This window comes from Gemmobacter lanyuensis (genome assembly GCF_014652355.1).
GTDB lineage: Bacteria > Pseudomonadota > Alphaproteobacteria > Rhodobacterales > Rhodobacteraceae > Gemmobacter > Gemmobacter lanyuensis.
The window spans coordinates 129,544-141,708 of record NZ_BMYQ01000009.1; the positions used below are offsets into that span (position 1 = coordinate 129,544).

Below are 12,165 nucleotides of genomic sequence, written 5' to 3' on the forward strand. Positions count from 1 at the left end.
GCGGGATCTGATATAAGCGCCCAAAGTTCTGGAGGGATTCCCATGATTCTGAGCTGTGGCGAGGCGCTGATCGACATGCTGCCCCGGGAAAGCACGCTGGGTGAGGCGGCTTTTGCGCCCTATGCCGGGGGGGCGGTGTTCAACACGGCCATCGCACTCGGGCGACTGGGGGGCAAATCGGCCTTCTTTTCGGGCGTCTCGACCGACATGCTGGGCGAGATTCTGGCCGAAACGCTGACCGCCTCGAAGGTGGATATCCGCCATCTGGCGCGCTCGGCCCGGCCGACGACGGTGGCCTTTGTTAAACTGGTGAACGGTCAGGCGACCTATGCCTTTTATGACGAGGGCACGGCGGGGCGGCTGTTGTCGGTCGAAGAGCTGCCCGTGCTGCCTGCTGAGGTGAATGCGCTTTTCTTCGGGGGCATCAGCCTTGTGAATGATCCTGCCGCTTCAACCTATGAAGCGCTGCAAATGCGCGAGGCGCCGACGCGGGTCACCATGATCGATCCGAACATCCGCCCGGGGTTCATCGCCGGGAAGGAAACCGAATATCGCGCCCGGATCGAGCGGATGATCGCGCGCGCCGATATCGTGAAACTGTCGGATGAAGACCTGCACTGGTTGATGGGGCCGGGCGATGTTTCGGCGCTGGCGGGGGCGATTGTCGCCAAGGGGCCGAAGGTCGTCTTCATCACCGAAGGGGCCGAGGGCGCGCGCGCCGTGACCGCGACGCAGAACCGGTTCTGCCCGGCGACCAAGGTGACGGTTGCAGATACCGTGGGCGCGGGCGATACCTTCAACGCGGGTGTGCTGGCAGCGCTGGACGAGGCGGGGGTGCTGCAGAAGGCGACGCTTGCCGCGCTGTCCGATGCCGTTCTGGACGCGGCCCTGTCGCTGGGGACGCGGGCTGCTGCGATCACGGTCAGCCGCGCCGGGGCCAACCCGCCGTGGAGCCATGAACTGTGAGAGCTGTCGTTCAGCGCGTGATGCGCGCGAAAGTGACTGTGGAAGGCGCGATTGTGGGCGAGATCGGCGAGGGTCTGATGATCCTTGTCTGTGCCATGCAGGGCGATGCCGAGGCGCAGGCCGATCAACTGGCCGCCAAGATCGCCAAGCTGCGGATTTTCAAGGATGAGGCCGGCAAGATGAACCGGTCGGTGCGCGATATTGGTGGGGCCTGTCTGGTGGTCAGCCAGTTCACGCTGGCGGCCGACCTGCGGGGCAACCGCCCCGGCTTTTCCACCGCGGCCAGCCCGGATGAGGGCAAGCGGCTCTATGAATATTTCACGGCGCGCCTGCAGGCCGAGGGGCTGGCCACCGCCAATGGCATTTTCGGGGCAGACATGGATGTGGAGCTGGTGAACCAGGGACCCGTCACGATCTGGATGGATACCGCCGTCTAAGCAGACAAAAAAAGGGGCGCAGCGATGCGCCCCTTTGGTTTTCGGATCAGGCCTGCCAATCCCAGGGCGTTGCGAATTCGCCCAGCACGGCCTGCACCGCGGCCTGATCGGCGCGGGGGTGGATCTGGGCGACAAGGCCGCGCTTGCGGTCTTCGACCACCGCAACCACGCGGGGGGCAAGCCCCGCCTCGGCCAAGGCCGCGTCGAAGATGCGCTGGATGGCGCGGCGGCGCAGATCCGGTTTGAAGACCTTGCCCACCGCCGTCTTCGGCAGGTCCGACAGGATCTCTACATGTTTCGGCACGGCGGCGCGTTCGCTGATATGGGCGCGGGCATAATCCATCAGCGCCTCGGGTGTGGCGGTAGCGCCTTTCACCAACTCCACATAGGCGCAGGGCAATTCGCCCGCGTGGCTGTCGGGTTGGCCGATGGCGCCGACGAAGGCCACGGCCTCATGCCCCATCAGTGCCTCTTCGATCACGGCGGGGTCGATGTTGTGGCCGCCGCGGATGATCAGATCCTTGGCCCGGCCGGTGATGAAGAGATAGCCCTCGGCATCGATGCGGCCCAGATCGCCGGTCCGCAGATAGCGGCCTTCGGCAAAGAGCGTGCGGTTCTTGTCCACCTCGGTATAGGTTGACCCTTCGAAGACGCCGGGATTGGCCACGCAGATTTCACCGGTTTCATCGGGGCCGCACTCCCGGAAGCCCCCTGCCCCGTCCGCCACCAGAATCCGCACATGGCAATGCGGGAAGGGGATGCCGACCGAGCCGATCTTCTTGGCGCCATCCGGCGGGTTGACCGAGACAAGGCAGGTACATTCTGTCAGGCCGTAGCCTTCGACGATCTGCACCCCGGTTGCCTTTTCAAAGCGGTTGAAAAGCTCGATCGGCAGGGGGGCTGATCCCGAGAAGGCGCCGCGCAGGCTGCTCACGTCGGCATTGACCGGGCGCTGCATCAGCGCGGCAAGCGCCGTCGGCACGGTGACCATATAGGTTACGCGCCAACGTTCGACGAGCTTCCAGAAATTGTCGAAGACCCCGTCGCCGCGATAGCCCGCCGGAGTGGGGAAGACGACATGCGCGCCCGAAGCGATCATCGACATGAGGATCGGGTAGACGGCAAAGACATGGAACAGCGGCAGCGGGCAGATCACCACATCCGTTTCGCGGAACAGCAGCCGATGCCCCAGCCAGCCGTTATAGACCATGCCCGAAATCTTGTGCTGCGCCACCTTGGGCATGCCGGTCGTGCCGCCCGTGTGGAAATAGGCGGCAACGCGGTCTTGCTGCGTGTCCGCAAAAGTCAGGCGGTCGGCCGGATGGCGCTGCAGCGCCGCCTGAAAGCCCAGCACATTGGCGTGATGGGAGGCCGCGGCCTTGGGGCGCAGGAAATGCGCGATCCACTTTTTCGGCGGGCGCAGGTAGCGCAGCAGATCGACCTCAAGCACCGTCTGCACGGCGGGGGCGTGTTTCACCGCCTCGGCCACGCGGGCGGCAAGGTCGGTCTTGGGGAAGGCGCGGAGCGTGACAACCACCTTGGCGCCGGTTTCCCGCAGGATGGCACCGATCTGTTCGGGTTCCAGCAGCGGATTGATCGGGTTCGCAATGCCCGCGATCATCCCGCCCAGCAGCACCTGCACGGTTTCCAGGCAATTGGGCAGCACATAGGCCACCACATCCTTTTCACCAACGCCCAGGCTGCGGAACAGGTTCGCGGCCTGGGTCGCCCGGGCCAGAACCTCGGCCCAGGTCAGCGTCTGCGCCGGATCTGCCGACCCCGACGTCAGCTGATAGGACACCGCGGGGCGGTTGCCATGGTCACGCGCGGCGCGGGACAGAAATTCATGCATGCTTTTCGCGACTGGCCGATCAGACCAGGGCATCTCGGCCTCGATGGCCTTGATGTCGGCGAGGCTGGCAAAGCTCCCCATCGTCGTCGTTCTCCCCCGCTGCGCCCGGCGGTTCCGGGCCTTCTCCCGTCACCAAGGATGAGGCCAATCCCCTGATCGCGCAAGGAATAGGCGCCGCCGTTCCGCTACGTTCCGGCAGGCGGAACGTAGCGTCAAGGGAGGGGGGGTCAGTCCTGCCCGTCGGTGAACTGCAGCCGGGCGAGGCGCGCGTAAAGCCCGCCCTCGGCCACCAGCGCATCATGGGTGCCCTGCGCGACGATCCGCCCGCCTTCGAAGACAACGATCCGGTCGGCGCGTTTGACCGTGGCCAGACGGTGCGCCACCACCAAAACCGTGCGCCCCTGCGACAGCGTTTCGACGGCGGCCTGCACGGCGCGTTCGCTTTCGGCATCCAGCGCCGAGGTCGCCTCATCCAGCAGCAGCACCGGCGCATCGCGCAGGATCGCGCGGGCAATCGCCACGCGCTGCTTCTGCCCGCCCGAGAGCATCACGCCCCGTTCGCCAAGGAAGGTGTCATAACCTTCGGGCAGGGCCGACAGGAAGCCGTCGGCGGCGGCGGCACGGGCGGCGGCCTCGACCTCGGCATCCGTGGCCTCGGGTCGGCCAAAGCGGATGTTTTCACGCGCCGAGGCAGCGAAGATGACCGGGTCCTGCGGCACAAGCGCAAAGGCGCGGCGGAAATCGGCGCGCGCCATCTGACGCAGGTCGATCCCGTCCAGCAGGATGCGCCCCGCCTGAGGATCATAGAACCGCTGCAAAAGCTGCAGGATGGTGGTCTTGCCCGCGCCCGAGGGGCCGACAAGCGCCACCGTCTCACCGGGGCGGACCTGCAGGTCCACGCCATTCAGGGCCGAGGTTTCGGGCCGCGCCGGATAGGCAAAGCGCACCCCTTCAAAGGTGATGTCGCCGCGCACGGGTTTGGGCAGCGGCAGCGGCAGCGCCGGGTCTTGCACGGGGTCTTGCGTCTCCAGCAGTTCGACCAGACGTTCGGTAGCCCCCGCCGCGCGCTGCAATTCGCCCCAGATTTCGGTCAGCGCCCCGAAAGCGCCTGCGACCATCACGGCATAGATCACGAATTGCACCAGCTCACCCGGCGTCATCGCGCCTGCGCGCACGTCACGCGCGCCCATCCACAGCACGCCCACAATGCCCGCGAAGACAAGGAAGATCACGATCACCGTCATCTGCGCCCGCGTGCCGATCCGCGCCTGGGCCGAGGCGTAGGATTTCTCGGTCACATCGGCAAAGGCCGCACGGGTGCGCCCCTCATGCGTATAGGCCTGCACGGTCTGGGCGGCCTGCAACGCCTCGGCCGCGGTGCCAGAAGACATGGCGATCCAGTCTTGGTTGTCGCGCGACAGCACGCGCAGCCGCCGCCCCATGACCACGATCGGCACAACGATCACCGGCACGATCAGAAACACGAGGCCGGTCAGCTTGGGCGCCGTCCAGAACAGCGCGACCATCCCGCCGATCAGCATCAGCACATTCCGCAGCGCAACCGAAACCGACGACCCGATGACCGACAGGATCAGCGTGGTATCGGTGGTCAGGCGGGACAGCACCTCGCCCGTCAACACGCGCTCGAAAAAGGCGGGGGACTGGCCGAGGACCCGGTCGAACATCGCCTTGCGGATATCGGCCACCACGCGTTCGCCCAGCCGGGTGACAAGGTAGTAGCGCAGCCCCGTCCCCAGCGCCAATGCGGCGGCAATCACCATGGCCACGGTGAAATACTGGTCCAGCAATCCGGCCGCATCGGTGTTGAAATTGTCCACCACCCGACGCACCGCCAGCGGCAGGATCAGGCTGACCCCGGCTGTCAGCGTCAGCGCCGCACCCGCCCCGATGATCAGCCCGCGATAGGGCGCGAGAAACGGCTTCAGCCCGGCCAGCGCCTTGACGCGCTTGGACGGCGCCCGGTCGGGCAGGTTCTGGGGGGATCGGGCCATGATGTTCTCCTGTCTCGCCTAGGCGGTTTAGGCCCGCCCGCGCGCCGGGGCAAGCGCGACGAAGGGACGCTGCCCCCGCAGAGCCTGCCGCCTGCCGGAACGGGGGTTCAAACCGTCCCGCCCTTGTGCCACGCTATACTGACCCGGCCCCTGCCGGGCGGAGGATGCAAGATGACGATCCGCGCCGTGGTTTTTGATGCCTATGGCACCCTGTTCGACGTGAATGCCGCAGCCCGCGAGGCCGCCGCCCACCATGCCCTGCTGGCCGATGTCTGGCCCGATCTGTCGCAGGACTGGCGGCGCAAGCAGCTGGAATACACCTGGCTCCGCAGCCTGATGGAAGATCACGCGGATTTCTGGAAGATCACCGCCGATGCGCTTGACTGGGCGCTTGAGGCGCATGGGTTGAACGATCTGGGGCTGCGAACGCGGCTGCTGGACCTCTACCGCGAATTGCCCGCCTACCCCGAGGCCGCCGCGATGTTGGCGCAGCTCAAGGGGATGGGGGTCAAACGGGCAATCCTGTCGAACGGCACGCCTTCGATGCTGAACAGCGCGATGACGGCGGCCGGGTTGCAGGGCGCCTTCGACAAGATCCTTTCGATCGAAGAGGTCGGGATCTACAAACCCGCCCCCCGCGTCTACGATCTGGTGATGGAGCATTTTGCCGTGGAACCGGCGGGCGTGCTGTTTGTTTCTTCGAACGGATGGGACATCGCGGGGGCGGGGTCTTTCGGGTTTCGGACGCTGTGGGTGAACCGCGCGGGCCTTCCGGTGGACCGTCTGCCCCACCGCCCCCACCATGTCGCCCCCGATCTTTCGCATTTGACGGACCTTCTTCAATGACCCCCCAGTTCTTCACCGCCTCGGATGGCACCCGGCTGGCCTATAGTGACACGGGCGCGGGCCTTCCGCTGCTGTGCCTTGCAGGCCTGACGCGCACCATGGCCGATTTCGATTATGTCGCCCCGCATCTGCCGCCCGTGCGGCTGATCCGCATGGATTATCGCGGCCGGGGTGCCAGCCAATGGACCGGGGCCGCCAGCTATACCGTGCCGCAGGAAGGCCGCGACGCGCTGGAACTGTTGGACCATCTGGGGATCAACCGGGCGGCCGTGCTGGGCACCTCTCGCGGGGGGCTGATTGCCATGGCGCTGGCCGCCGTCGCCAAGGAGCGCCTGCTGGGGGTCGCGCTGAACGACATCGGCCCGGTGATCGAACGCGATGGGCTTGCGCGGATCTTCGACTATCTGGGGCGAAATCCATCGTCGCGCACGCATGAAAGCCTGGCCGAGGCGCTGCCCCGCAATATGCCCGGCTTTGCCAATGTCAGCCCCGACCGCTGGCTGGAAGAGGCGCGCAAGCACTATGTCCCTGGTCCGCGCGGCCTGACCATCACCTATGACCCCACGCTGCGCGATGCCTTTCTGGCCGCGTTTGAAGGCCCGGCCTTTGACGCCTGGCCGCTGTTCGACGCGCTGGACGGGTTGCCCCTTGCCCTGATCCGCGGCGCCAATTCCGATCTGCTGTCCGAGGCCACCGCCGCCGAGATGGGCCGCCGCCGCCGCGACATGATCTTTGCCGAGGTGCCGGACCGCGCGCATATTCCCTTCCTCGACGAACCCGAGGCGCTGGCCGCGCTGACCACCTGGCTGGGGCGCATGGCATGACCGACATCGCCCGGATCGAGGCCGCGCGCTTCCGGCTGAACGGTCACGCGCTCTGCACACCGCTGCTCGGCTCGGCCTTCCTGAACGACATCGCCGGGCGGCGGGTCTGGATCAAGTCCGAATGCCTGCAGCATACCGGATCGTTCAAGTTCCGCGGCGGCTGGTCGGCGGTGTCCGCGTTGGAGCCCGATCTGCGCGCCAAGGGCGTGATCGCCTATTCCTCGGGCAATCATGCGCAGGGGGTGGCGCTGGCGGCGCAACGTCATGGCGTGCCCTGCGTCATCGTGATGCCTTCGGACGCGCCACGCCTGAAAATCGAAAACACACGCGCCTATGGGGCCGAGGTGATCCTTTATGATCGCCACCGCGAAAACCGCGATGCCATCGGGGCCCGTATCGCCAGCATGCGCGGCATGACCCTGATCAAGCCCTTTGATGATGCCGAGGTCATTGCGGGCCAAGGCACCTGCGGGCTGGAGATCGCCGAACAGGCGACCGCCCTGGGGGTGCGGCAGGCGGATGTGCTGGTCTGTTGCGGGGGTGGCGGGCTGACGGCGGGCATCGCACTGGCGCTGGAAAGCCGCGCACCCGGTCTGCGCGCCCGCCCGGTTGAACCCGAAGGCTTTGACGATACAACCCGCAGCCTTGCCGCCGATGCGGTCTGCCGCAACCCGCATCCAACCGGGTCGATCTGCGATGCGATCCTGACCCCGGCGCCGGGCGCGCTGACCTTTCCGATCAACCGCCGCCTCTGCGGGCCCGGCCTTGTCGTCAGTGATGATGAGGCGCTTGAGGCCGTGGCGCTGGCCTTTACCCGGCTGAAGATCGTGCTGGAACCGGGGGGCGCCGTGGCGCTGGCCGCTGCCCTGTTCCGCCCCGATGAGATCGAGGGCGAAGATGTGATCGTCGTGGCCAGCGGCGGCAATATCGATACCGCCCTGTTCCAGACCGCCCTGTCCCGATTTGCGGAGTGACCATGCCCCAGCTGTTTCTGCCGGACCTGCGGCTGCATTACCGCGATGAAGGGCATGGGGCGCCGCTGGTGCTGTCCCACGCGCTGGGTCTTGATCTGACGATGTGGGATGACCTGGTCGCGCGCCTGCCTGCGGGGCTGCGCGTGATCCGCTATGACCACCGCGGCCACGGCCAGTCCGACTGCCCCGCCCCGCCCTATGCCATGGGCGCGATGATCCGCGATGCCGAACGGCTGTTGGATCATCTGGGGGTGAAGGACTGCGTCTTTGTCGGCCTGTCGCTGGGCGGGCTGGTCGCGCAGGGGCTCGCCGTCAAGCGGCTGGATCTGGTGCGCGGGATGGTGCTGTCGAACACCGCCGCGCGCATCGGCATCGAAAGCCAGTGGGAGGCCCGCGCCGAAGCCGTGGCCCAAGGCGGGCTGGAGGCCATTGCCGATGCCACGATGGAGCGGTGGTTCAGCCGCCGGTTTCGCGCCGAGGGGCGCCACCTGCCCTGGCGCGCCCGCTTGCTGGAGGCAAACCCCCAAGGCTATTGCGGCGCCTGCGCGGCCATCGGCGGGACGGATTTCTACACCCCCACCGCAGGGCTGACGCTGCCCACCCTCGCCATCGCCGGAACCGAGGATGGATCGACACCGCCCGATCTGGTGCGCGAAACGGCAGAGCTGATCCTCGGGTCCGAGTTTCAGCTGTTGCGCGGCGCCGGACACCTGCCCCCCATCGACGCCCCCGACGCCTTTGCTGCCGCCCTGATCGGGTTCCTGACCCGGATCGGGCATTTCTGAATCGAACATTTTGCCACCAAGCCGGGGCCTCCCCCGCGCCGTGAAGAAGGGCTGCCAAACATGCGCTTTGTCTTTGTTCCCGGTGCCTGCCACGGGGCATGGGCTTGGCAAAAGGTCTTGCCCTTTTTCAACAATTCGGTCGCAATCGACCTACCGCGCGCCCCAACCGCCCGGCTGCAGGACCATGCCGAGCGGATCTTGCAGGCGGCGGGCGAAAAGGCCGTGCTGGTCGGCCATTCCGCCGGGGGCTATGCCATCACCGCCGCCGCCGAACACGCGCCGGACCGGGTGGCGGGGCTGATCTACGTCTGCGCCTATATCCCGCCCGCGACGGGCCAAAGCCTTGCCACCCTGCGCCGCGGCTGGCCCGACCCGCCGCTTGACGGGGCGTTTCGGCGGGGCGCGGCATCAGGCACCTATAGCTTCCGCCCCGATCTGCTGGAGGATCTGTTCTACCACGACTGCCCCGCAGGCACCGCGACCACCGCGCGCGATCTGCTGACGGATGAACCGATCGGCCCGCAGGAAACGCCCCTGCCGCTGCGCCATGCGCCCACCCTGCCCCGCGCGGCGATCATCTGCACTGAAGATCGGGCCTTGCCCCCGGCCTTCCAAAGGGCCATGGCTGCGGGATTGCCAACGCTTGACCTGCCGTCTGCCCATTCCCCGTTCTTTTCAATGCCGGATCGCCTGGCCGGGGCGATTGCACAGCTTGCCGCCAGGATGACGTGACCCATGCGCCAGAACCTTGCCCTGACCTTCATCCTGCTGACGGTGGTGATCGATGCCATCGGCATCGGCCTGATCTTCCCCGTCATGCCCGACCTGATGACAGAGGTCACGGGCCAGAGCCTGTCGGACGCGGCCCTTTGGGGCGGGGTTCTGGCCACGGCCTTTGCGGTGATGCAATTCCTTTGCGGCCCTGTGGTGGGGAACCTGTCGGACCGTTTCGGGCGGCGGCCGGTGCTGCTCACCTCGCTGGCGGTGATGGCGCTGGATTACGTGGTGATGGCGGTGGCCCATAGCGTCTGGCTCTTGCTGATCGGCCGCATCGTGGCGGGGATCGCGGCGGCCACGCATGGAACGGCAAATGCCTATGTCGCCGATATCTCGGCCCCTGATGACCGCGCGCGGCGCTTTGCGCTGATCGGCGCGGCTTTCGGCGTGGGCTTTGTCGCGGGGCCGATGCTGGGCGGGCTGCTTGCCGTGGTGGACAGCCGCGCGCCCTTCTGGGCGGCGGCAGCACTGGCCGGTGCGAACTTCCTGTTCGGCCTGATCGCCCTGCCCGAAAGCCTGTCGCCCGCGCTGCGCCGCCCCCTGACGATGGCCCGCGCCAATCCGCTGGGGGCCTTTGCCGCGATCCGCAAGCTGCCGGGACTGAAGCTCTTGCTGACAGTCAGCTTCATCTATGCCGTCACGTTCAACGTCTGGCCATCGATCTGGGCCTATTACGGCAAGGCGGCTTTTGGCTGGGATGCGCGCTGGATCGGGATTTCGCTGGCGGTCTTCGGCATCTTCATGGCGCTGGCACAGGCAACGCTGATGCAACCGATGGTCAGCCGCTTTGGCGAACGGCGCACCGCTTTGTATGGGATGGGCGCCGAGATCGGCACCTATGGCTTTTACGCCTTCGTCACCTCGGGCTTCTGGGCGCTGGTCTTCACCCCGGTCAGCGCCTTTGGCGGGGTCACCGGGCCTGCGCTGCAATCCATGATGTCGCGCGCCACGCCCGAGGATCAACAGGGCGAGCTGCAGGGTATCAACGCCTCGCTGAACGCCTTGGCGACAATCCTTGCGCCGTTGATAATGACGGCGGTTTTCGGCCATTTCACCCGCACGGGCGCGGCCATCTACTGGCCCGGCGCGCCCTTCCTGGTTTCAGCCCTGCTGATGATGGCCGGCACCGCGCTGTTCATTTTTGGCCGCAAGAACGACTGATGACAGCGTGTTGTGATTGGGGCATGTCGCTGCGCGCCAAGCGGCACTGATGCTGGCCCAACTTTCTAAATCGAGCCCGAATGTCCTCCCGCTCGGAGGCGGATCGCTGTCAAAAACTTGCGGTCTTCGCGCTCGAGCCAAGCACGCGTCAGCCTTTTGGGACGTTATCGTACGAAAGCGGGTCAGTCAGGGGAGAGGTCTTGATTCGAACTGTGCCGAGCCGTCAGGCGTACAGACTATGTCGCAATAAGTTGCGTTCAGGCGCAAAATCATTGGCGGGTTTTATGGTGAGTATGCCACCATTTTCCCTGAAATATCGTTATATTTTAAAGCTTATGGCGGGCCCAGAAGGACTCGAACCCTCAACCTGCCGATTAGAAGTCGGCTGCTCTATCCAGTTGAGCTATGAGCCCGCTGTCGCCCTTTTGCGGCATGGCGCGGGCTTAGGCAAGGCTCAGTGTCATGAAATAGCTGTTCGGATCATCCCAGTAGCCCTCAAAAGGCGGGCATTGGATGAAACCGGCCTTGGCATAAAGCGCGCGGGCGGGGGCAAAGACATCCTCAACCCCGGTTTCGAGGCTGAGGCGACCATAACCCAAGGCACGCGCCTCGGCGACCAGATGGTCCAGCAGCACCCGCGCCAGGCCGCGGCCGCGGGCCTCGGCCACGACATGCATCGACTTGATTTCTGCATGGCCCGCGTCAATCCGCTTGACGGCCCCCATGCCCAGCACCGCCTCGCCCTCGCGCAGCGTGAAAAAGGCGATGTCGGGGGTGGCCAGCTCGGCCGGGTCCAGCGCATGGACGCTTTCGGGCGGGGAAGAAGCCCACATCAGATCCAGATGGCGTTGCAGCAGCGGCAGCACCTCGGGGGCCAGCGGCGTGTCGCGGCGGATCTGGATGGACATGGCAGGCCCTTTCCTGTGGTCAACGCGGGGGCGAACCCCATGAAAAAGGCGGGAGAACCCCGCCCATTCCGAACCCGATCTGTCGCGCCTGAAAATCGGCCTGAAGTTACTTCGAAGTTGCCGTAAAATACACTACAAATCAATAGCTTATTTTCGAACATTCAAAAGTAGGAGCAAAGATTTCGCGAAAATCCGGGCAAGATCCCGCGAAACACACAGACGGCAACAAAAAAGCCCGCCGAAGCGGACTTGCTGGATAACGCTTTCCTGATTGGGTCAGGCGGATTTGTTCAACGCCGCCAGAGAGGACAGGTCAACACAGATTGCGCTGATGCCGAGCTGTTCGGGATGGCGGAACGCAGGCGTCCGGCCTTCGAGAATGTTGCGAAACACGTCTTCGAACGGTCCAGCCCCATGCTGACAGGCATAGGCGACCGAGTGCAATTCTCCAAGTGTGGCCTCCCCCGCTTTCGGCAAAACCGACACCTTCCCAAGAATCTCATCGAGATGTTTACGCGAAACCACGACATCCCGGACCGACCCTGGGCTGGTTCGCGGGATCAACGGGGCGTTGATGATGTGACCGCCCCCCGACGGCATCGATGTGCCAAGGTGGGTCTGCG

11 protein-coding genes, 1 tRNA gene and 1 pseudogene are annotated in these 12,165 nt (G+C 65.8%); 8 read left to right on the forward strand and 5 right to left on the reverse strand.

Annotated features, from left to right (window positions below; translation table 11 throughout):
- Nucleotides 1–42: 42 nt before the first annotated feature.
- Nucleotides 43–966 carry a carbohydrate kinase family protein gene (locus IE101_RS14215; protein WP_189634507.1) on the forward strand — a complete coding sequence of 308 codons (924 nt, stop codon included), beginning with the start codon at nt 43–45 and terminating at the stop codon, nt 964–966.
- Nucleotides 963–1,403, forward strand: coding sequence for a D-aminoacyl-tRNA deacylase (dtd, locus tag IE101_RS14220; RefSeq protein WP_189634508.1), 441 nt, complete (start codon nt 963–965; stop codon nt 1,401–1,403). The genes IE101_RS14215 and dtd overlap by 4 nt, the downstream gene beginning before the upstream one ends.
- Nucleotides 1,404–1,449: 46 nt before the next feature.
- Here dtd and IE101_RS14225 read toward each other — a convergent pair whose 3' ends face one another.
- Nucleotides 1,450–3,336 carry an acyl-CoA synthetase gene (locus IE101_RS14225; RefSeq protein WP_189634509.1) on the reverse strand — a complete coding sequence of 629 codons (1,887 nt, stop codon included), beginning with the start codon at nt 3,334–3,336 and terminating at the stop codon, nt 1,450–1,452.
- Nucleotides 3,337–3,482: 146 nt separating this feature from the next.
- On the reverse strand, nt 3,483–5,267 hold the full coding sequence (locus IE101_RS14230; protein ID WP_189634510.1) for an ABC transporter transmembrane domain-containing protein: 1,785 nt from the start codon (nt 5,265–5,267) through the stop codon (nt 3,483–3,485).
- 171 nt (nt 5,268–5,438) lie between these two features.
- Between IE101_RS14230 and IE101_RS14235 the strand changes: the two genes are divergently transcribed.
- The 6 genes from IE101_RS14235 to IE101_RS14260 are packed head-to-tail and all read left to right on the forward strand — an operon-like array spanning nt 5,439 to nt 10,634.
- Entirely contained in the window at nt 5,439–6,113 is a 675-nt protein-coding gene (locus tag IE101_RS14235; RefSeq protein ID WP_189634511.1) for a haloacid dehalogenase type II, read from the forward strand.
- Nucleotides 6,110–6,937 (forward strand): alpha/beta fold hydrolase, encoded by an 828-nt coding sequence (locus IE101_RS14240; protein WP_189634512.1) that lies wholly within the window; start codon nt 6,110–6,112, stop codon nt 6,935–6,937. The genes IE101_RS14235 and IE101_RS14240 overlap by 4 nt, the downstream gene beginning before the upstream one ends.
- Nucleotides 6,934–7,911 (forward strand): threonine ammonia-lyase, encoded by a 978-nt coding sequence (locus tag IE101_RS14245; RefSeq protein ID WP_189634513.1) that lies wholly within the window; start codon nt 6,934–6,936, stop codon nt 7,909–7,911. Before IE101_RS14240 ends, IE101_RS14245 begins: the two co-directional genes overlap by 4 nt.
- A 2-nt stretch (nt 7,912–7,913) precedes the next feature.
- Complete coding sequence (gene pcaD, locus IE101_RS14250; protein WP_189634514.1) at nt 7,914–8,696, forward strand: 3-oxoadipate enol-lactonase; 783 nt, start codon at nt 7,914–7,916, stop codon at nt 8,694–8,696.
- A 60-nt stretch (nt 8,697–8,756) separates the two neighbouring features.
- Nucleotides 8,757–9,428 carry an alpha/beta fold hydrolase gene (locus IE101_RS14255; protein ID WP_189634515.1) on the forward strand — a complete coding sequence of 224 codons (672 nt, stop codon included), beginning with the start codon at nt 8,757–8,759 and terminating at the stop codon, nt 9,426–9,428.
- A gap of 3 nt (nt 9,429–9,431) precedes the next feature.
- Complete coding sequence (locus IE101_RS14260; RefSeq protein WP_189634516.1) at nt 9,432–10,634, forward strand: TCR/Tet family MFS transporter; 1,203 nt, start codon at nt 9,432–9,434, stop codon at nt 10,632–10,634.
- 336 nt (nt 10,635–10,970) lie between these two features.
- Here IE101_RS14260 and IE101_RS14265 read toward each other — a convergent pair.
- The 3 genes and pseudogenes from IE101_RS14265 to IE101_RS14275 form a co-directional block, all read right to left on the reverse strand.
- Nucleotides 10,971–11,047, reverse strand: a tRNA-Arg gene (locus tag IE101_RS14265).
- Nucleotides 11,048–11,077: 30 nt separating this feature from the next.
- Complete coding sequence (locus IE101_RS14270; RefSeq protein ID WP_189634517.1) at nt 11,078–11,542, reverse strand: GNAT family N-acetyltransferase; 465 nt, start codon at nt 11,540–11,542, stop codon at nt 11,078–11,080.
- Nucleotides 11,543–11,818: 276 nt separating this feature from the next.
- Nucleotides 11,819–12,165, reverse strand: a pseudogene (locus IE101_RS14275) (hypothetical protein); the annotation flags it as partial.

Coding starts and splice junctions, on each gene's coding strand:
- IE101_RS14230 (WP_189634510.1), bottom strand. CDS start 5,267: ATGGCCCGATCCCCCCAGAACCTGCCCGACCGGGCGCCGTCCAAGCGC.
- IE101_RS14225 (WP_189634509.1), bottom strand. CDS start 3,336: ATGGGGAGCTTTGCCAGCCTCGCCGACATCAAGGCCATCGAGGCCGAG.
- IE101_RS14245 (WP_189634513.1), top strand. CDS start 6,934: ATGACCGACATCGCCCGGATCGAGGCCGCGCGCTTCCGGCTGAACGGT.
- IE101_RS14215 (WP_189634507.1), top strand. CDS start 43: ATGATTCTGAGCTGTGGCGAGGCGCTGATCGACATGCTGCCCCGGGAA.
- IE101_RS14240 (WP_189634512.1), top strand. CDS start 6,110: ATGACCCCCCAGTTCTTCACCGCCTCGGATGGCACCCGGCTGGCCTAT.
- IE101_RS14270 (WP_189634517.1), bottom strand. CDS start 11,542: ATGTCCATCCAGATCCGCCGCGACACGCCGCTGGCCCCCGAGGTGCTG.
- IE101_RS14235 (WP_189634511.1), top strand. CDS start 5,439: ATGACGATCCGCGCCGTGGTTTTTGATGCCTATGGCACCCTGTTCGAC.
- IE101_RS14255 (WP_189634515.1), top strand. CDS start 8,757: ATGCGCTTTGTCTTTGTTCCCGGTGCCTGCCACGGGGCATGGGCTTGG.
- pcaD (WP_189634514.1), top strand. CDS start 7,914: ATGCCCCAGCTGTTTCTGCCGGACCTGCGGCTGCATTACCGCGATGAA.
- IE101_RS14260 (WP_189634516.1), top strand. CDS start 9,432: ATGCGCCAGAACCTTGCCCTGACCTTCATCCTGCTGACGGTGGTGATC.